This window comes from Streptomyces sp. AN091965, assembly GCF_022698285.1.
In the GTDB taxonomy this organism is placed as follows: Bacteria; Actinomycetota; Actinomycetes; order Streptomycetales; family Streptomycetaceae; genus Streptomyces.
In genome coordinates, this window is sequence record NZ_JALDMY010000001.1 from 5,507,942 (window position 1) to 5,527,064 (window position 19,123).

Sequence of the window (19,123 nt, forward strand, 5' to 3'; positions counted from 1 at the left end):
GTCCGCCCATGCCAGCCGAGCCCGACGAACTCCCCGCGGAGCGTGCCGAAGTCCCGCCGCTCAGCGACTCCGCGCCAAATGCCGTCTCCGTACGCAGGGCGCGCACCACGGATGTGCCCGCCGTGCGGTCGCTGCTCGACTCGTACGCCCGCCGGGGTGTCCTGCTCGACAAAGCGACCGTCACGCTTTACGAGGACATCCAGGAGTTCTGGGTCGCGGAACGCGGCGGCGGCAACGGCAAAGCGGGCGCGGTGGTCGGCTGCGGGGCCCTGCACGTGATGTGGGAAGACCTGGCCGAAGTCCGTACCCTCGCGGTGAATCCTCAGGTCAAGGGCGCGGGCGTGGGGCATCTGCTGCTCGGTAAGTTGCTGGAGACCGCGCGCTGGCTCGGTGTCCGGCGCGTTTTCTGCCTCACCTTCGAAGTCGACTTCTTCGCCAAGCACGGCTTCGTGGAGATCGGCGAGACGCCCGCCGATACCGTCGACACAGATGTCTACACAGAGCTCCTTCGTTCCTATGACGAGGGCGTAGCGGAGTTCCTGGGCCTCGAACGAGTGAAACCGAACACCTTGGGCAACAGCCGGATGCTTCTGCATCTGTGATCGTGACGGGACTATTCCGGGCTGTCACAAGCCCGGTGCCCTATGTCCGAAACGCGCATGTTTCCCGGGATCTCGCGGAGCCGGTCTCTCCCAGGGGTTTGTGTTTTTCCAGGAAAAGCGGTTTGCTTTCCGACGTACTGCAGTGCTGCATATAACAGGGGGCGGCGAATCGGCGGCTCAGGCCGCGTGGCCCGGCCCTGAAGTTATCGATGAAAGGAAATCCGGTGGCACAGAAGGTTCAGGTCCTTCTTGTCGATGACCTCGACGGCGGCGAGGCGGACGAGACCGTGACGTTCGCCCTTGACGGCAAGAGCTACGAGATCGATCTCACCACCGCCAACGCAGACAAGCTCCGCGGACTCCTCGAGCCGTACCTCAAGGGCGGTCGGCGTACCGGAGGCCGCGCGAGCGGTCGTGGCAAGGGGCGCGCCCCGGCGGCGAGCCAGAGCCAGGACACCGCGCAGATCCGCGCCTGGGCGAAGGAGAACGGCTTCGAGGTCAACGACCGCGGCCGCGTCCCCGCGTCCATCCGCGAGGCCTACGAGAAGGCCAACGGCTGATTGCTCGCACGCCGCAAGCGGACCCGGTGGCACTGCGTCGCCGCCGTGTCCACGAGCCGTACGAGATCGGAGCCCGCGGCGGAGCCGGAATGGGGGTCGGTTCCGCTGCCGTCCAGGGCCCGCGCCGCCGCCCGTGGCGCCAGGGCCGCCAGAGTCGTGAGCGACGGCAGTGCGGCTTCCACGTCGTGTCCGGGCTCCGGGGGGCGCAGCCACACGGCGGCCCCTCGTGAGCCGGGCAGGCCCGGAGGCGTCGGAGCGTCGATCAGGCCGCCCGTGCCGATCGCCGTGAGGTCCAGGGGGACACCTCCCCACTCCAGCCAGTCGAGCAGCCCCGGCAGCTCGTCGGCGCTGCCCGCGGCCACCAGGAGCCGCATTGTCCCGCCGTGCAGGGCCACGGGGGCCTTCGGGCCCAGGTGGCGCAGCGCGGCGAAGCCCGCCTCGGCCGGCAGCTGAAGGACGTCGAAGCGCACCCCCGTCACCAGGCGGAGGGCGGCCCCTGGTCCCGGCCCGGGGCGCACCGGCCAGCCGAGCTCCCGCTCGTACCACCGCCGCACCGGGTCGTCCCCCAGCGCCTCCGCGCGCCGGGTACGCGGTTCGGCGGACGGCCGGGGGTGCGGAACGCTGGGAAGGGCCATGCCAGGAGCAACCGCCCGAGGCGTACGGGAGTTACGGCGAACGTCACGCAGGGTGGTGCACTGGTTGCGTACGGTGGCGAAAGTGGGGGCGTGTCAGGACACTCCCCGGCGCAAGGGTGTTCGCCCGTAGCGGAGGGAACCGGTGTGCGCCGCATGGAGTGTCCGTGCATACGGGTAAGACATCCCTAGTGGGGAGGGGCGACACGCGGTGTTCAGGCGTCTCACGTTCGCCAACGGCGTACTGATGGCGAGGGTAACTGCCTGGCCTGCGGGAACATCGTCTCGCACCATCAGGTTGGAGCATGTGTCGGCGTATGAGTCAGGAAGCGTTCCCTACCGTAGTGAGGGTGATCCGACCGGTGTCGGCAGTTGGAATGAGCGGTCCCCGCTTGCGGGACTAAGCTGCGGAAGGACAGGGAGGGGACCGACCCCTTACTGCCTGACCGCTCTGAGGAGCGATTAACGATGTTCGAGAGGTTCACCGACCGCGCGCGGCGGGTTGTCGTCCTGGCTCAGGAAGAAGCCCGGATGCTCAACCACAACTACATCGGCACCGAGCACATCCTCCTGGGCCTGATCCACGAGGGTGAGGGTGTCGCCGCTAAGGCCCTGGAGAGCCTCGGGATTTCGCTCGAGGCGGTCCGCCAGCAGGTGGAGGAGATCATCGGCCAGGGCCAGCAGGCCCCGTCCGGCCACATCCCCTTCACCCCCCGTGCCAAGAAGGTCCTGGAGCTGTCGCTCCGCGAGGCCCTTCAGCTGGGCCACAACTACATCGGCACGGAGCACATCCTGCTCGGCCTGATCCGCGAGGGCGAGGGCGTCGCCGCCCAGGTCCTGGTCAAGCTGGGTGCCGATCTCAACCGGGTGCGGCAGCAGGTCATCCAGCTGCTCTCCGGCTACCAGGGCAAGGAGACCGCCACCGCCGGCGGTCCTGCCGAGGGCACGCCCTCCACGTCCCTGGTCCTCGACCAGTTCGGCCGGAACCTCACCCAGGCCGCTCGTGAGTCCAAGCTCGACCCGGTCATCGGGCGCGAGAAGGAGATCGAGCGGGTCATGCAGGTGCTGTCCCGCCGCACGAAGAACAACCCGGTCCTGATCGGTGAGCCCGGCGTCGGCAAGACCGCCGTCGTCGAGGGGCTCGCGCAGGCCATCGTCAAGGGCGAGGTGCCCGAGACGCTCAAGGACAAGCACCTCTACACGCTGGACCTCGGCGCCCTGGTCGCCGGATCCCGCTACCGCGGTGACTTCGAGGAGCGCCTGAAGAAGGTCCTCAAGGAGATCCGCACCCGCGGCGACATCATCCTGTTCATCGACGAGCTGCACACGCTCGTGGGTGCGGGTGCCGCCGAGGGCGCCATCGACGCGGCGAGCATCCTCAAGCCGATGCTGGCCCGCGGCGAGCTCCAGACCATCGGTGCGACCACCCTGGACGAGTACCGCAAGCACCTGGAGAAGGACGCGGCCCTCGAGCGCCGCTTCCAGCCGATCCAGGTCGCGGAGCCGTCCCTTCCGCACACCATCGAGATCCTCAAGGGTCTGCGCGACCGCTACGAGGCCCACCACCGCGTCTCGATCACGGACGAGGCCCTCGTGCAGGCGGCCACCCTCGCCGACCGGTACATCTCGGACCGCTTCCTGCCGGACAAGGCGATCGACCTGATCGACGAGGCCGGTTCCCGGATGCGCATCCGCCGGATGACCGCGCCGCCGGACCTCCGCGAGTTCGACGAGAAGATCGCGGGCGTGCGCCGGGACAAGGAGTCGGCGATCGACTCCCAGGACTTCGAGAAGGCCGCGTCCCTGCGCGACAAGGAGAAGCAGCTCCTCGCCGCGAAGGCCAAGCGCGAGAAGGAGTGGAAGGCCGGCGACATGGACGTCGTCGCCGAGGTCGACGGCGAGCTGATCGCCGAGGTCCTCGCCACGGCCACCGGCATCCCGGTCTTCAAGCTGACGGAGGAGGAGTCCTCCCGTCTGCTCCGCATGGAGGACGAGCTCCACAAGCGCGTCATCGGCCAGAAGGACGCCGTCAAGGCGCTCTCGAAGGCGATCCGGCGTACGCGTGCCGGTCTGAAGGACCCGAAGCGCCCCGGCGGCTCGTTCATCTTCGCGGGCCCGTCCGGCGTCGGTAAGACCGAGCTGTCCAAGGCCCTCGCGGAGTTCCTCTTCGGTGACGAGGACGCGCTGATCTCCCTCGACATGTCGGAGTTCAGCGAGAAGCACACGGTGTCGCGCCTCTTCGGCTCGCCCCCCGGCTACGTGGGGTACGAGGAGGGCGGCCAGCTGACCGAGAAGGTCCGCCGCAAGCCGTTCTCCGTCGTCCTCTTCGACGAGGTCGAGAAGGCCCACCCGGACATCTTCAACTCGCTCCTTCAGATCCTGGAGGACGGTCGTCTGACCGACTCCCAGGGCCGGGTCGTGGACTTCAAGAACACGGTCATCATCATGACGACCAACCTCGGCACCCGGGACATCTCCAAGGGCTTCAACCTGGGCTTCGCGGCCTCGGGCGACAAGAAGACCAACTACGAGCGCATGAAGAACAAGGTCTCGGACGAGCTCAAGCAGCACTTCCGCCCCGAGTTCCTCAACCGCGTCGACGACGTCGTCGTCTTCCCGCAGCTGACCCAGGACGACATCCTCCAGATCGTCGACCTCATGATCAGCAAGGTGGACGAGCGCCTGAAGGACCGGGACATGGGCATCGAGCTCTCCCAGTCCGCCAAGGAGCTCCTCGCCAAGAAGGGCTACGACCCCGTCCTGGGTGCCCGGCCGCTGCGCCGCACCATCCAGCGCGAGGTCGAGGACACGCTCTCCGAGAAGATCCTCTTCGGTGAGCTGCGTCCGGGCCACATCGTGGTCGTCGACACGGAGGGCGAGGGCGAGAATGCCACGTTCACCTTCCGTGGCGAGGAAAAGGCCGCACTGCCGGACGTGCCGCCGATCGAGTCGGCCGCCGGTGGCTCGGGGCCGAACCTGAGCAAGGAGGCGTAGCTCTTCGAGAGCACGCCGACGGGGCTGCCCCGGACCGTTTCGTACGGTCCGGGGCAGCCCTTTTTCCGGCTGGGGGCCGGGGTGTTCCAAAGGCCGGACAGAGAGGGAACGCACGGTGTCCTCGGCGTTTCCCCGCGTGAGGAAACGGCATTGTCCGCACCGCGCGGGTACGGCCTTTTCCGGCGCAATGAGGCCACCGGGGCGAGATCTGTGCCAGGGCCGGTCGGCTAAGGCACTGAGAGACCGGAGTACGTCCGGATCGACGAATGCGAGCAGTTCCCCGGGCGGGCGCGCGGCGGAAATGCTCATCCGGGCACAGCGGCCGCCCCGGGGCCGAGCGCCGTCGGGTCCCCGGCGTCGGCTCAGAGGTGTGGAGTGGCGTCGGCCGGGGCGATGGCCTCTCGCAGGACGCGGGCCAGGTCCTCCTCCGTGGGCAGGAGCTGGCGGCCGCGCGGCGGGAGCGAGGTGTAGGTGGCCTGGCCGCTGCTCGTCTCGATGAGGACGCCCATGGTGGGGGCGTCCCGGTCGGGGTCGCGGACCAGCTCGTCCACCGCCCGCACCTGGGCGTCCAGGCGGGTGAGGTGGGTGGGGCGCGTGGTGCTCGTACCGAGTGCGCAGGCCACGTAGCGGCGCAGGGTGAGGTGGTAGAAGAGCAGGTCCACGCGGTGGTACTGGTCACCGGCGAGGACGGGGTAGCGGCAGCCGACGAACGCGAAGCCGCTGCCGAGGCCGGTGAGGACGCGGACCATCCGGTTGGCGATCGACTCCTCGTACGTGGGGTCGGCCGGGCGCTGGTCGTCCAGGCGCAGGAAGTCCAGGCGGTAGGGGTCGCGGGCGAGTTCGGCGAGGGCGGGGGAGCCCGCGGGCAGGGTCACGTCGTCGGGGAGCGGCGGGGTGCCGCGCTGCGGGAGGTGCAGGCGCTGGCGGATGGCCAGGTTCAGCTGCGCCCGCGACCAGCCGTTGCGCACGGCCTCGGTCGCGTAGAAGTCCCGCTCCGCGCGGGTGTGCAACTTGTCGAGCAGCACCGTGATGTGGCTCCAGGGGAGCTGCGCGACCGGCCGCTGGGTGATGAGCGCGGGCCAGGTGTGCGCCATCTTCGGGGTCTGCACGAGGTTCCGGTACGAGAAGATCCGCTGCCGGGGGAAGGCGCCCCGGAGGTCCGTGGCGAGCCTGGCCACGATGCCGGTGCCCCAGCCGTCCTCTGTCTGGCGGGCCAGGATCAGCTTGCCGATCCGCCAGTACATCTGGACCAGTTCGGCGTTCACGGCCCTCCGGGTGCGGAGGCGGGCCCCCTCTGCCGTGGCCTTCGCTTCGGCCAGCAGATCTTCGTACTTGTGCATGGGGCGAGGCTGACGCAGCGGGCGCTTTACAGGGGCGGGAACCCTGTGGGGTCATCCGAACGTGTGGGGGTGGTTTGGGAGTTCGGCTTCCCACGGGGCGTGACGAGGCGGCTCATGGGGCATGGCTCGGCTCCTTCACCGGGCGCGGCACGGCTCCCTGACCGGGCGCGGCGCGGCTGTTCAGTCGGTCAGTGAGGCGTGCGTCTCCACCGTCATGCGGGCGGGCAGGGCCTCCAGGCCGTGCACCCGCTTGGCGTGCGCCACGACGTGGGTCAGTGTCGGATGCGGGGCGAGCGCCGAGAGGTCCAGTTCCACCTTGTGCGCCATCACGCGCAGGAGGCGCAGCTCCGGGAAGAGCTCGGGCAGCCGGTGGGCCGCGGACTCCCAGAGGGTCGAGTGGTTCAGGCGGAGGGTGCGGACCGTCGGCAGGCGCAGTCCCGGCGGGGCGGTGGCCAGGGGGCCGCTGGACAGAGTGAGTTGGTTCAGCTCGGGGAGGCGGGCCAGCGCCTGCCAGTGCGCGGCGGCCGAGGGGTAGGAGTCCCGTGCGGCGATCACCCAGGTGAGGGTCGGCCACCGGTCGATCTCGGACACGTCCCGCAGATACCGGCGCTGGCCGAAGAGGCCGAACGTCCGCAGGGGTGCTGTCGCGGGGAAGAGCGCGAGGCTCCACGGCTCGCGCACGTCGAAGACGCGCAGTTCGGTCAGGGAACCCAGGGACGCGCACGCCTCGGGCGTCAGGCGGCCGGGCGGGACCCGGAGGTCCAGGACGACGGGGTCGCAGGCCGCGAGGATGCGCGAGGCCGCCTCGACGCCGACCGTCTCCCTGATGTCCAGGTACCGGGGGCGCAGGCCGAGCCGCACGAGCTCGGCGATCTCGTCGTCGGAGCGGAGCGTGAAGTGGGTCTCGCCGTCGTCGAGCCGGGCGACGACCTGCTCCGCGTACAGGCGGCGGTCGAAGCGGCTCCAGCCCCACATGAGCTGGCCGCGTACGGACTGGTTCGGGTGCCCAGTGAAACGGGCCAGGAAGGGGATCGCCGCGTCGGACGGGACGTGGGTCGCCGCGATGGTGACGTTGAGGGCCTCGTCCTCGGTCAGGCCGTCGGGGCCCGGCAGCAGGTCGAGCACCATGGGGCCGACCGCACCCAGCTTGCGGGCGTCGGCCGCGTCGCGGGGCGGGACGAGCGCGGCCGTGCGCCGCTCCACCTCGGCCCGCACCGCCGGGTCCAGCTCCGCCGCGTGTTCGAGGCAGGCCGCCGCCAGGAGGTGGACGCGGGCGCGCGGGGCGTCGCGCAGGCCGTCGCCGCGGGCCAGCAGGTCGCGCAGGATCTCGGCCCGCTCGCGCGGGCGCGCCTGCGCCACCGCCATGCGGATCACGTCCTCCCACTGGTCGTCCGCCGCGTGGCGTGCGAGCATCCCGAAGTCGCCCTCGTCGACGGCCGCCCGCGCGCCGAGGAAGTCCTGGAAGGTGCGGTGGACGAACACCGCCGTGTCCGGGCCCGGTTCGCTCAGCAGCCCGCTGCGCTGGAGGAAGTGGTCGTACACCGCGGGGGCGCCGCCGAGCGCGGCGAGCTCCGGCACCGCGGGGAGCGCGTCCGCGATGATCGTCTCCGCCCGTGAGCGGTCCATCTCCGTGCGGCCGTTGCGGATCAGCCAGTACGCGAGCCGCTGCAGGACCTGGAGCTGGGGCTCCTCGCGCAGCTCCGGCATGTCCATGTGGCGTTCGCGGTCCCGGCGCAGCAGGAGCATGGACAGGGCCGCCGTGTAGAGGTCCTTGCGGCCGAGGGGCAAGAAGCCCCTGCGGTCGCGGTGCAGCGCGCAGATCAGGCCGCACATCAGGGGGTTGGTGGCGAGGCGGCCCAGGTCGGGCTTGGCGCGCACGGCCGCGAGGAGCTGGCTTTCGTACGCCGCGAGCTCCGCGTCGTCGTCCGGGGTGCCCGTCGTCGCGGCGGCGTGCCAGCGCCCGATGAACGCGGCCACGTCCGGCCCGCGCATCGGCGTGAGCGTCAGCTCCGTGAACTCCTCGTCCGCCAGCCAGTCCTCCCGTACGGCGGAGGGGCGGGACGTCACCAGCCAGCGGTTGCCGGGGTAGGCGTCCATGAGGTCCGCGAGCCACGCGCGCGTGCGGGCGCGCTCCGCGTCGGGCACCTCGTCGATGCCGTCGACCAGGAGCAGGGCGCGCCGCGCCGTGAGTACGCGCGCCTCCCAGCCGCCGGGCTGCTCCCCGGCCAGGGGCGAGCCCACGGCCGCCAGGAAGTCCCTGGGCGCGGGCAGGCGTTCGCCGTGGCGGGTGAGGGTGCGCAGGGGCAGGACGTAGGGGACGCGGTTGTGGAGGTAGGCCATCCGGTCGTCGAGGTCCTGGCGGGCCGCCGAGACCGCGAGCCACTGCACCAGGGTCGTCTTGCCGGAGCCCGCCTCGCCGCGCAGCAGGACGCGGTCGTGGGTGGCGAGGGCCTGGTCGGCGGGGTGGGGTTCCTCCTGCTCCAGCTGTTTGCCGAGGATGTCCCGCCAGTCGTCGCCCGGCTGGACGTCGGCGACGGGGACCTCGTCCCGCGGGGTCGCCATCAGGCTCATGTACGCCGCGTCCAGCGGCCATTTCCCGGGCGAGTTCGCCAGGTCGATCCCGAAGATCGTCAGCTTGCCGTGCCTCTTCGCGACGTACTCCAGGTACCGCTGCTCGAAAGCCGCGTCCTCCGCCCCCGGAAGGGGGTCCCTTCTGATCAGCTCGTCAATCTTGACTATGAGTTCCGCCTGGCGGCGGCTCTGGCGGACCAGCGTGTGGGCCACGAACGTCGACCGCTGCGTGAAGAAGTTCAGGACGTGCAGACAGGTGGCGGTGAGCAGGCGCTCGTAGAAGTACGTGGCGTCCGCCGAGAGGTCGCGGGCCGGGTCCCCGGTCGCCGCCGCGGCCGCCCGGCGCAGGCCCCGCGCCAGCTCGTCGTGGCCGAGCTCCACGGCCTCCACGTCGGTCAGGGTGAGGTCGCCGAGGGCGTGCAGCGTGTCCGCCAGGGCGTGGACCACCGCCTGCTCCTCGTCGGCGGGCAGCGGACGCTCGCCCGCGCGGACCGCCTGCCGGACCAGTTCGGCGGCCAGGCCGCGCAGGTCCTTCTCCGTCAGCTTCCGGCGCTCTCCCGTGAAGGAGACCAAGGAGTCGATGCGTACGGGTTTGTCCACCAGGGCGGCGCCGGGGCCGGGGCGCGCGAACAGCTTCTTGACCAGAGGGCTGGCGACGGTGGACGCGAGACGGATGCCGACGGCCGCGGGTTCCATGCGCGCGAGCGTAGCGCCGGTCACATCCCGCCGGTGGTGGATCTTGGCGGCGGTGACATGGGGCACAGGGCATACGTCACATACGAGGACGGGTAGTGGTGCCCTTCGGCGCGGTGGCAGGGACTTTCGGCCCGCAACCCGCCCCCGGGACTACGGCCGCCCCTAGTAGAAGCGCGTTTTGGGCGCCGGGCGGGCTGGGGGTTACCAAGGGATGGCCATCCGGCACGCACCCCCAAGCGTGCCGGATTCGCTTTGCCGTTCTTGTCTTGTACGTCCCCAGCGTGCGAGCCGCGCCCCCGCGGCCCGTGCCCGGCACCCCGTGTGCCGCCCGCCCCGGAGGTCCCCATGTCGAAGCGCTCGAAGTCCCACCCTTCCGGCCGTCCGTCCCGCCGCGTCCGCGCGGCCGTCGTCGCCGTCGGCGTCGGCGCGGTGACGGCGCTCGGAGCGGGTGCCGCGGGCGCCGCCGTGAAGGCCCCGGCCGCCCCCTCCTGGCAGGACCCGGTCGACCGCTACCGCCTCTCCGCGACCTTCGGTCTGGGCGGCAGCATGTGGGCCCACAAGCACTCCGGTCAGGACTTCGCCGTCCCGAGCGGCACCGTGGTCAAGTCCGTGCACGCCGGGACCGTCGTGAAGGCGGGCCCGAACGGCGCCGGTGACGGGCCCGCGTACGGCAACGCCGTCGTCATCAAGCACGCCAACGGCACGTACTCGCAGTACGCCCACCTCTCCCGCGTCGAGGTGCGCGTCGGCCAGGCCGTCGCCGGCGGCCAGCGCATCGCCCTCTCCGGCAACACGGGCAACTCCAGCGGCCCCCACCTGCACTTCGAGATCCGTACGACGCCGAACTACGGCTCGGCCGTCGACCCGGTCTCCTTCCTGCGCCAGCAGGGCGTGCGCGTGTGATCCCCTCCGCGCGCACGCTCTGACTCAGGCGCCTTCGTGCGCCTGGGTCACCAAGTCGATGGCGACCTCGAGGATGGCTTTCCGCTTCTCCTCGGGGTCGCCTTCGGCGTCCTTGAGCACGAACATCCCGCCGTGCATGGTGAACAGCGCGCTGAAGCAGCGCACCTGCGCGGTCATCGGCGTCGCCGGATCGTCGTCCCTGAGGATGTCCAGGAGCGCGAGCATGCGGTCCTTGAAGCTCTCGCCGGTCTTCAGGTCGCGCATCGTCGCCTGGTTCTCCTGCATGAAGCGGAAGAGCGGGGCGGCGTTCGTGAGGATCTCGCTGTAGCGCGTGAGGATCGCGCGCTTGGTGTCGAGCGTGCGGGGCTGCTGCCTGCCCCAGTCGATCAGCTCGTCGATGGGGCGGGTGATGTCCTCGAAGATGCTGGTGAGGATGTCTTCCTTGGTCTTGAAGTGGTAGTACAGCGCCGCCTTCGTGACCTCGAGACGCTCGGCGATCTCCCGCAGCGACGTCTTCTCGTACCCCTGCTCGGCGAACAGTTCGAGTGCTACGTCCTGGATGCGCTGGCGGGTGTCACCGCGGCGCTGCTGCTTCCCTGTGCCCATGGGGCGATCCTCGCACTCCTTCTCCGCCCGAGGGAGCTCCGCTTTTTACGGCCCCTTGGGACTTGCTTGACGCCCGGCTAGCTAACTTACTTGACGCCCGGCTAGTCGGGGGTCTACCTTCCCTCAGTGTAGTCAACTTGCCGGGCGGCAAGTAAGTAGCTGGCGAGCGGGGAGCGACATGGCGAGTGCGGTAGCAGTCGGGCCGGGTAGCAAGGAGCAACGGGCGGCGCAGGAGCCACCCCAGCGGAGCGTGCGGGTGGTGGTCTTCGCGCTCATGGTCGCGATCCTCCTCGCGATGCTCGACAACATGATCGTGAGCCCCGCGATGCCGACGATCGTCGGTGACCTCGGCGGCCTGGCGCACCTGTCGTGGGTCGTCACCGCGTACACCCTCGCCACCGCCGCCTCCACCCCGATCTGGGGCAAGCTCGGCGACATGTACGGGCGCAAGGGCGCCTTCCTCACCTCCATCGTGATCTTCCTGATCGGCTCCGCGCTCAGCGGTCTGGCCCAGGACATGGGGCAGCTCATCGGCTTCCGCGCGATCCAGGGGCTCGGTGCGGGCGGTCTGATGGTCGGCGTCATGGCGATCATCGGCGAGCTGGTGCCGCCCCGTGAGCGCGGCAAGTACATGGGCATGATGACCGGCGTCATGGCGGTCGCGATGATCGGCGGCCCGCTCGTCGGCGGCACCCTCACCGACCACCTCGGCTGGCGCTGGGCCTTCTACATCAACCTGCCGCTCGGCATCGTCGCCCTGTTCATGGTGAGCGCCGTGCTGCACCTGCCGAAGAAGCAGACCGGCGGGCGGATCGACTACCTGGGCGCGGCGCTGCTCACCGTCGGCATCACGTCCTTCGTCCTGGTCACCACCTGGGGCGGCACCGAGTACGCCTGGGGCTCGGCCGTGATCATGGAGCTCATCGGCCTCGGCGTCGCCTCGCTCGTCGGCTTCTACTTCGTCCAGCAGAAGGCGGCCGAGCCGATCATGCCGCTGCGGATCTTCCGCAGCCGCAACTTCACGCTGATGGCCGTGATCGGCTTCCTGTCCGGCTTCGTGATGTTCGGCGCGATGCTCTTCCTGCCGCTGTACCAGCAGGCCGTACAGGGCGCCTCGGCCACCAACTCCGGCCTGCTGCTCATGCCGATGCTGCTCGCCATGATGGCCGTCTCGATGGTCGCGGGCCGCGTCACCACCTCCACCGGCAAGTACAAGCTCTTCCCCATCGCCGGCAGCGTCCTGATGGGCGTGGGCCTCGTCCTGCTGGCCCAGATGGACACCGAGACCTCCCGGCTGACCTCCGGGATCTACATGGCGGTCCTCGGCGCGGGCATGGGCTGCCTGATGCAGATCACCATGCTCGTCGCGCAGAACAGCGTCGAGATGAAGGACATGGGCGTCGCGTCCTCCTCGGCCACGCTGTTCCGCACGCTCGGCTCGTCCTTCGGCGTCGCCGTCATGGGCGCGCTGTTCAACAACCGGGTGCAGGACGAGATGGCCGAGCGGGCCGGTGCCGCGGGCGGCAAGGTCACCGAGCAGTCCGCGCAGCTCGACGCGGCGAGCCTCGCCAAGCTGCCGGACGTGGTCCGCGACGCCTACCAGCACGCGGTGTCGTCCGGGACGCACGCCGCCTTCGTCCTCGGCTCCGTGATGGCCGTGGCCGCGCTGTGCGCCGCGGTGTTCGTGCGGGAGACGCCGCTGCGGGGGTCGGCCCCCGCGGCCCCCGCCGACCAGTAGCAGCCGGGAGCGCGGAAGGGGACTCCGCGCGCGGGGCGGGAGCGACGGCCACCGAGCCGTCCGAGCGGCCGCCCCGCACCCCGGCCCACGACGGCCCCCGGCGCGACCGCGCCGGGGGCCGTCGCCGTGCCCGGGGGCCGTCGGGGGGCCGTTGTCAGTGGCGCGTGCCAGCATCGGACGGGTGGAGAAACTGCGGCAGCTGCGCCTGGCGAAGGACGCGATGGACCGTGACTGGGCCGACCCCGACCTCGACCTGGCCGCGGTGGCCGCGCACGCCGGGTACTCCCGCTACCACTTCCTGCGCGCCTTCAAGGAGACGTACGGCGAGACCCCGGGCCAGTACCTGTCCCGGCGCCGCATCGAGCGGGCCGAGGACATGCTGCGCTCGGCCGACCTCGCGGTCACGGAGGTGTGCATGCTGGTCGGCTTCACCAGCGTCGGCACGTTCTCGTCCACGTTCAAGCGCCACACGGGCCTCACCCCCAGCGCGTACCGGCGCAAGCACCTGGGCCGCGGCTCCGCGCTCATACCGGGGTGCTACGCGCTGCTGTGGGCGGGCGGCTTCCCGGGCCGCTCCGGCCGCCCGGACGCCCTGGCACCCGAGGCCGGAGGAGACCGCAATTCTCAAGAAGCAGGCTGACCGGGCCGCTGCCTACGGTGGCCGGACAAGGACATCCCCCGCACACAGGAGCACACCATGATCAAGGGACTCGCCATCTCCACCGTCTGGGTCCTCGACCAGGACCGGGCCAAGGAGTTCTACACGCAGAAGCTCGGCCTGGAGGTCCGTACCGACATGACCCTCGGCGAGGGCGGCATGCGCTTCCTCACCGTGGGCGCCAAGGACCAGCCCGAGGTCATGATCGCCCTGATGGTGCCGGGCGGGGCGGGCATGGACGCCGAGTCCGCCGAGGCGCTGCGCAAGCTGGTCGGCAAGGGCACCCTCGGCGCGGCCCTGAGCACGGACGACATCCACGGGGACTACGAGAAGCTCAAGGCCCGCGGAGTCGATTTCCTCCAGGAGCCCCAGGAGCGCCCGTACGGCATCGAGGCGATCTTCCGCGACGACTCCGGGAACTGGTTCTCGTTCACCCAGCCGCGCGAGGGCGACCTCGACCTCGACAAGGACTGGGGCTGCTGAGCCCCCGCCCTCAGTCGAGGTCCGGCAGCTGGAGCATCGGGTAGCTGCCCGTGTTCGTCGGCGCGTGCTCGGGCAGCCACAGGACCGCCACCGCCCCCTCGGCGGGCCCGTCCGTGGACTCCCCGGGCGGGCGTACGTTGCGGAAGGTCAGCCGGGCGCCGAGCACCCGCGCCTGGCCCGCCGCGATGGTCAGGCCCAGGCCGTGGCCGCGGCCCGCGCGGTCCGCGGAGCCGGTGCGGAAGCGGCTCGGGCCCTCGGCGAGCAGCGCCTCGGGGAAGCCGGGGCCGTGGTCGCGCACCCGCACCACACGGCCCTCCACGCTCACCTCGATCGGCGGCTTGCCGTGCTTGGCGGCGTTGGTGACCAGGTTGTACAGGATGCGCTCCAGGCGGCGCGGGTCGGTGGTGACCTCCGACTCGTGCACCACGGTCACCGTCACCTCGACGGGCAGCGTGGCCATCCGCCGGCTCACGAACTCGCCGAGCAGGATGTCCTGCAGCTCGGCCCGCTCCGAGGCGGAGTCGAGCCGGGCCACCTCCAGGACGTCCTCGACGAGCGTGCGCATCGCCTGCGCGCGGTCCTTGACCAGCTCCGTGGGGCGGCCCGGCGGCAGCAGCTCGGCCGCCGTGAGCAGCCCGGTCACCGGTGTGCGCAGCTCGTGCGCGATGTCGGCGGTCACCCGGCGCTCGGCCTCAAGACGCTGCTTGAGCGCGTCCGCCATGGCGTCCACGGCCCGCGCGAGCTCGTCGGTCTCGTCGCGCACGACACCGCCGACGGCGTCCCGTACGGACACCTCGGTCTGGCCCTGCGCGACCTCGCGCGCGGCCGTCGCCGCCTTGCGCAGCCGGCGCGCCATCTGGCCGCCGATGAGCACGCCGACCGCGCAGCCGCCGAAGACGACCGAGATGGAGCCGATGACCAGGGCCTGGTCGAGGTCCTTCATGATGGTGGCGCTGCGGTCGGTGAAGCGGGTGTGCACCGAAAGGACGTGGCCGTTGCTGAGCGGCACGGCCGCCCAGATGTCGGGCGTGCCCTCGCCGCGCTCCTGGACGTAGGTGGCGCGGCGCCCCTTGAGGACCTGGCGGCGCAGCTCCTTCGGCAGCTCCGGGTCGTCGATCTTGGTGCCGTATATGGCGGTGGTGGTGCCGCGCGCCTCGTAGTTGCGTTGGGCGATCTGGACGCGCTCGTCCTGGAGGTCGCGCGCGTTGTCGAGCATGGACACCCGGGCGGCGTTGTGCACGACGAGGCTGAGCGCGACCGCGATCAGCGCGCCGACGAAGCCGATGGCGGTGGCGATCTTCCACCGCACGCCGGTCCGCAGCCGCGTACCGACCAGGCCGAGCAGCCGGTCCCGCAGGCCGCCGGCCCGGCCGCCGAAGCCGGTGCGGCCGTCCCGCCCGCGCCGTGCCGCCCCGCTCATGCCCGCCCCCTGGACCGCCGCGCGGGCACCGCTGCCGCGGACCCGGCGCGCTGCGCCTCGTATCGAGTCCCGCAAGCTCACGCCTTGAGCTTGTAGCCGAAGCCGCGGACCGTCTCGATGCGGTCCTGGCCGACCTTCGTGCGCAGCCGCTGCACATGGACGTCGACGACGCGCGTGTCGCCGCCCCAGCCGTAGTCCCAGACGCGCTCAAGAAGTTTGTCGCGGGACAGGACGGTGCCCGGGGCGGAGGAGAACTCCAGGAGCAGCCGCATCTCCGTCGGCGTCAGGGCGACCGGCTCGCCGCCGCGGCGCACCTCCATGCCCTCGGTGTCGATCTCCAGGTCGCCGAAGGTCAGCACCCCGCCGTCCCCGGGACCCTGGTCCTGGGCCGCGGGCGCCCCCGTGCCGGAGCCGCTGGCGTGCCCGAAGCGGCGCAGGACCGCGCGGATGCGGGCGACCAGGACGGCGCCGTCGAACGGCTTGGTCACGTAGTCGTCGGCGCCCGCCTCCAGGCCGAGGACGACGTCGATGGAGTCGGCCCGGGCCGACAGCATGATGACCGGGACCGTGGACTCCTCGCGGATGCGGCGGCACAGCGAGACGCCGTCCATGCCGGGCACCATCACGTCGAGCAGCGCGATGTCGGGCCGGTCGGCCCGGAACGCCTCCAGGCCGAGCAGCCCGTCGGGCATGGCGGTGACCACGAAGCCGTCGCGCTCCAGGGCGAGCTGCGTGGCTTCGCGGATGACGTCGTCGTCCTCGACGAACAGGACATGGGTGTGTTCTGCCATCGGGTGCTCTCAGTTCGAGGTGGTCAGGGCGGTCGGGGTGGTCACTGTCCGGTCCGGTTGGCTCGGGTCGTGCGGCGGGCGTGGCTCAGTTGTCGCTCGAAGGGGTGGGCTCGCCGCCCACCGCGCTGCTGTAGTTGTTGCGGACGCGGCCCCGCTCGGTGAAGTGGTCCGTCGCCCAGCGGTACGTGATGACGTCCTCGCCCGTGGGCTCCGCCACCGAGCCGTCCTTGCCGTACAGCTGCTTGCTGATGACCAGGTCGCCACGGTCGATCTCGGCGTAGACGGGAGGCTGCTCGTCGACGAAGACATTCTCGTACTTCTTGCCGTCGGGGCGATACACGTAACTTCCGATGCCCACGGCGTCACCACAGGTCAGCACGTTCACGACGACGTCGGACGACGCTGCTCCGGTCAGGTTGCCGTACGAGACGTCCACCGGGTACTCGTCCTCGGCGCACGGCTTCAGGTCCCGCTTCACGGCGAGGCTGACCTTCGGGTCGTTCTTCACGAGCTGGACCGCGTCGACGTTCTTGGGAGCGGGGGACGGCGACTCCGAGGGGGATGCCGAGGGCACGGCCCCGGTACGCGCCGGGCCCTCGTCACGGGTGCCGGAGCCGCCCGTGGAGCAGCTCGTCACGGCGACCGAAAGCCCGAGGGCGGCGAGCACGGCCACTGCCGTACTCCCCGCCTTCGGACTCACACCCGGTCGTCTGTCCTGTCCCGCCCGACCGGTCCGGCCGGTTCGGGTGGCCCGGGCACTCAGGCCGCGCAACGCTCCCGCTCCTCACGTTCGAACACGCGGGCGTCCAGGTCGCGGCTCTCCAGCTCCTGGCGGAGCCGGGCGAGCGCCCGGTGCAGCGTGCTCTTGACCGTCCCGGCCGACATGCCGAGCGCGGCGGCCGTCTCCTCGGTGGACATCTGCTCCCAGTGTCGCAGCACGACGACGCTGCGCTGCTTGGGGGCGAGCACCTTCATGATGTCCATCAGCAGGGCACGGTCCGCGTGCTGCTCGGTGGAGTCGTCCACGGAGGCGTCCGGCAGCTGCTCGGTCGGCACCTCTTCGAGCTTGCGGGCACGCCACCACTCGGTACGCGTGTTGATCATGACGCGGCGCAGATAGGCGTCCGCGAGCCGCTTGTCGGCTATGCCGTCCCAGCGGCCGTACGTCCGCACGAGCGCCGTCTGCAGCAGGTCCTGGGCGTCCACGGGGTCCGGGACGAGCCGTCGGGCGCTGCGCAGCAGGGCGTCCTGCCGAGTGCGGACGTACTCTTCGAACTCGAGCACCTCGCCGTGCGCCATTCCCAACCGCCTCCGTTCCCGTTCGTCCCCGGTTCGCCGACCGCGATCCCTTGTCTGTGCGGTACGGGAACGAAGTTACGGAGGCGTTGTCACGGCGCTGTGCGGAGCAGCCAGCGGCGGACGCACGGCTGTACGTCGGTTGTGTAACAGAAGTAGGCCAGGCGTAAATCCGCAGCTCCATGTGGGAGAGGTTGCCCGATTTGTCGCCGGGGACTTGTTGCGGACGCCGTGCGGCGGGCCCCCGGGGCGGCCGGTCTCAGGTCAGCGGCAGCCGGTAGAAGCCGTCCGGCAGCGGCTCCACCAGACCGTCGGCGACGAGCCCGTCCAGCGCGCGGGCCCGCTGCACCGGCTCGTCCCACACCCGGTCGAGCGCCGACTGCGGCACCGGCGTCACGGCCTCGCGGAGCACCGCCAGCAGCTTGCCGCGCACCTGGCGGTCCGTACCGGCGTACGTCTGACCGCGGCGCGCGGGGCCCTCGTGCGCGGGCTTGCCCGCCGTGAGCCACGCGCAGTGCGCGGCGATCGGGCAGCGCCCGCAGTCCTCGTTCTTGGCGGTGCACACCAGCGCGCCGAGTTCCATGGACGCGGCGGCCCAGCGGGCGGCGGTGGCCTCGTCCTCGGGCAGCAGCGCGCGGGCGAGCTTGCGCTCGGCTGCGGTGGTGGCGTTCGGCGGGTACTGCACGCCGGTCACGGCCCGCGCGAACACGCGCCGCACGTTCGTGTCGAGCACGGCGTGCCGCTGCCCGTACGCGAACGACGCGACGGCCGCCGCCGTGTACTCGCCGATGCCGGGCAGCGCGAGCAGCTGTGCGTGCTGCGTCGGTACGTCGCCGCCGTGGCGCTCCGTTATGGCGACGGCCGCCCCGTGCAGGCGCAGCGCGCGGCGCGGATAGCCGAGCCGCCCCCAGGCGCGCACGGCCTCACCGGGCGCCTCCTTGGCCAGGTCGGCCGGGCGCGGCCAGCGGGCGACCCACTGCTCGTACACGGGCAGGACCCGGGCGACGGGCGTCTGCTGGAGCATGAACTCGCTGACCATGACGCCCCAGGGCCCGGCGTCCGGACGACGCCAGGGCAGGTCACGCGCGTGTGCCTCGAACCAGGCGATGACGGGGGAGTGGAGCCGGCCGTGGGACGAAGGCCCCTCTGCGGCTCGGCTGTCGGCTCGGTCGGCGGCGAGTGCGGTCGGCATGCCCACGATCCTGCCACGGAGGGCGCGGGGCCCGGGCCAACGGCACGGCACGCTGTGCAGCGCGCTGAACCCTCGGCCCCACCCCGGCGGCCCCCGCCCCAAGCCCGGCCCGCCCCCGCGCGCTGGCTCTTTCCCCCACCCGCCCGCCCTTCTCAGGCCGGACCCGGCTTCGCCCGGTGGGCCCTGCCCCCGGCGCGGCCGGCCCCTGCGCGCCGGCTCTTCCCCCACCTGCCCGCCCTCCCCAGACGGGACCCTGGCTCCGCCTCGGGCGCGGCCAGCCGCTGCGCGCTGGCTCTTCTCCCACCCGCCCGCCCTTCTCAGGCCGGGCCCCGGCTTCGCCCGGTGGGCCCTGCCCCAGGCGCGGCCGGCCGCTGCGCGCTGGCTCTTCCCCCACCCACCCGCCCTCCTCAGGCCTCACCCCGGCGGGCCCGCTCCGCGTACGGCTGTGCGTCGGCTCTTCCCCCCCACCCACCCGTCCTTTGCAGGCCGGACCCCGGCTCCGCCCGGGTGCCGCTGCGCGTCGGCTCTCGCTCACCCCCCGGGCCCTCCACAGGCCGGACCCCGGCCCCAGCAGTCAGCCCTCCGGCCCGCCGTCGGCCGACGAGCGTGCCCAGCGCACCCACCCAGCCCGTCCGGCGTTT

Annotated in this window: 16 protein-coding genes; 7 read left to right on the forward strand and 9 right to left on the reverse strand. The window is 71.6% G+C overall.

Features of this window, described 5'->3' with window-relative positions; genetic code table 11:
• Positions 1 to 8: 8 nt before the first annotated feature.
• Positions 9 to 602: an amino-acid N-acetyltransferase gene (locus MQV74_RS23370; RefSeq protein WP_242720608.1), complete on the forward strand. Its 594-nt coding sequence runs from the start codon at positions 9 to 11 to the stop codon at positions 600 to 602.
• Between the two features lie 224 nt (positions 603 to 826).
• A complete protein-coding gene (locus MQV74_RS23375; protein ID WP_030679881.1) occupies positions 827 to 1,162 on the forward strand; it encodes a histone-like nucleoid-structuring protein Lsr2 in 336 nt (111 codons plus the stop codon).
• Here MQV74_RS23375 and MQV74_RS23380 read toward each other — a convergent pair.
• Entirely contained in the window at positions 1,141 to 1,797 is a 657-nt protein-coding gene (locus tag MQV74_RS23380) for an SCO3374 family protein (RefSeq protein ID WP_242720610.1), read from the reverse strand. The two genes, MQV74_RS23375 and MQV74_RS23380, sit on opposite strands and share 22 nt — an antisense overlap.
• 465 nt (positions 1,798 to 2,262) lie before the next feature.
• Between MQV74_RS23380 and MQV74_RS23385 the strand changes: the two genes are divergently transcribed.
• Positions 2,263 to 4,788, forward strand: a complete 2,526-nt coding sequence (locus MQV74_RS23385) for an ATP-dependent Clp protease ATP-binding subunit (RefSeq protein WP_242720612.1) — start codon at positions 2,263 to 2,265, stop codon at positions 4,786 to 4,788.
• A gap of 362 nt (positions 4,789 to 5,150) precedes the next feature.
• Here MQV74_RS23385 and MQV74_RS23390 read toward each other — a convergent pair whose 3' ends face one another.
• Both MQV74_RS23390 and MQV74_RS23395 read right to left on the reverse strand, forming a co-directional pair.
• A complete protein-coding gene (locus MQV74_RS23390) occupies positions 5,151 to 6,128 on the reverse strand; it encodes a PDDEXK nuclease domain-containing protein (RefSeq protein ID WP_242720614.1) in 978 nt (325 codons plus the stop codon).
• A 180-nt stretch (positions 6,129 to 6,308) separates the two neighbouring features.
• Positions 6,309 to 9,395 (reverse strand): NACHT domain-containing protein, encoded by a 3,087-nt coding sequence (locus tag MQV74_RS23395; RefSeq protein ID WP_242720617.1) that lies wholly within the window; start codon positions 9,393 to 9,395, stop codon positions 6,309 to 6,311.
• A gap of 345 nt (positions 9,396 to 9,740) precedes the next feature.
• Between MQV74_RS23395 and MQV74_RS23400 the strand changes: the two genes are divergently transcribed.
• Positions 9,741 to 10,298, forward strand: a complete 558-nt coding sequence (locus MQV74_RS23400) for a M23 family metallopeptidase (RefSeq protein WP_242720619.1) — start codon at positions 9,741 to 9,743, stop codon at positions 10,296 to 10,298.
• Positions 10,299 to 10,322: 24 nt separating this feature from the next.
• On the opposite strand, the gene MQV74_RS23405 is transcribed toward MQV74_RS23400, so the two are convergent.
• Positions 10,323 to 10,904 (reverse strand): TetR/AcrR family transcriptional regulator, encoded by a 582-nt coding sequence (locus MQV74_RS23405; RefSeq protein ID WP_242720621.1) that lies wholly within the window; start codon positions 10,902 to 10,904, stop codon positions 10,323 to 10,325.
• A 178-nt stretch (positions 10,905 to 11,082) separates the two neighbouring features.
• Here MQV74_RS23405 and MQV74_RS23410 point away from each other — a divergent pair, with 178 nt between their 5' ends.
• The 3 genes from MQV74_RS23410 (at position 11,083) to MQV74_RS23420 (ending at position 13,783) form a co-directional block, all read left to right on the forward strand.
• Entirely contained in the window at positions 11,083 to 12,642 is a 1,560-nt protein-coding gene (locus MQV74_RS23410; RefSeq protein WP_374120670.1) for an MDR family MFS transporter, read from the forward strand.
• 181 nt (positions 12,643 to 12,823) lie between these two features.
• Positions 12,824 to 13,282 (forward strand): helix-turn-helix transcriptional regulator, encoded by a 459-nt coding sequence (locus MQV74_RS23415; protein ID WP_374120671.1) that lies wholly within the window; start codon positions 12,824 to 12,826, stop codon positions 13,280 to 13,282.
• Positions 13,283 to 13,339: 57 nt separating this feature from the next.
• Complete coding sequence (locus tag MQV74_RS23420) at positions 13,340 to 13,783, forward strand: VOC family protein (RefSeq protein WP_242720623.1); 444 nt, start codon at positions 13,340 to 13,342, stop codon at positions 13,781 to 13,783.
• Between the two features lie 10 nt (positions 13,784 to 13,793).
• On the opposite strand, the gene cseC is transcribed toward MQV74_RS23420, so the two are convergent.
• The 5 genes from cseC to MQV74_RS23445 form a co-directional block, all read right to left on the reverse strand.
• A complete protein-coding gene (cseC, locus tag MQV74_RS23425; RefSeq protein WP_374120790.1) occupies positions 13,794 to 15,266 on the reverse strand; it encodes a two-component system sensor histidine kinase CseC in 1,473 nt (490 codons plus the stop codon).
• A gap of 14 nt (positions 15,267 to 15,280) precedes the next feature.
• Positions 15,281 to 15,994, reverse strand: coding sequence for a two-component system response regulator CseB (gene cseB, locus MQV74_RS23430; RefSeq protein WP_242720627.1), 714 nt, complete (start codon positions 15,992 to 15,994; stop codon positions 15,281 to 15,283).
• A gap of 85 nt (positions 15,995 to 16,079) precedes the next feature.
• Positions 16,080 to 16,667: a hypothetical protein gene (locus MQV74_RS23435; RefSeq protein WP_374120672.1), complete on the reverse strand. Its 588-nt coding sequence runs from the start codon at positions 16,665 to 16,667 to the stop codon at positions 16,080 to 16,082.
• Positions 16,668 to 16,753: 86 nt separating this feature from the next.
• Complete coding sequence (locus tag MQV74_RS23440) at positions 16,754 to 17,293, reverse strand: SigE family RNA polymerase sigma factor (protein WP_138961132.1); 540 nt, start codon at positions 17,291 to 17,293, stop codon at positions 16,754 to 16,756.
• 256 nt (positions 17,294 to 17,549) lie between these two features.
• Entirely contained in the window at positions 17,550 to 18,482 is a 933-nt protein-coding gene (locus MQV74_RS23445) for an A/G-specific adenine glycosylase (protein WP_138961133.1), read from the reverse strand.
• Positions 18,483 to 19,123: the final 641 nt, after the last annotated feature.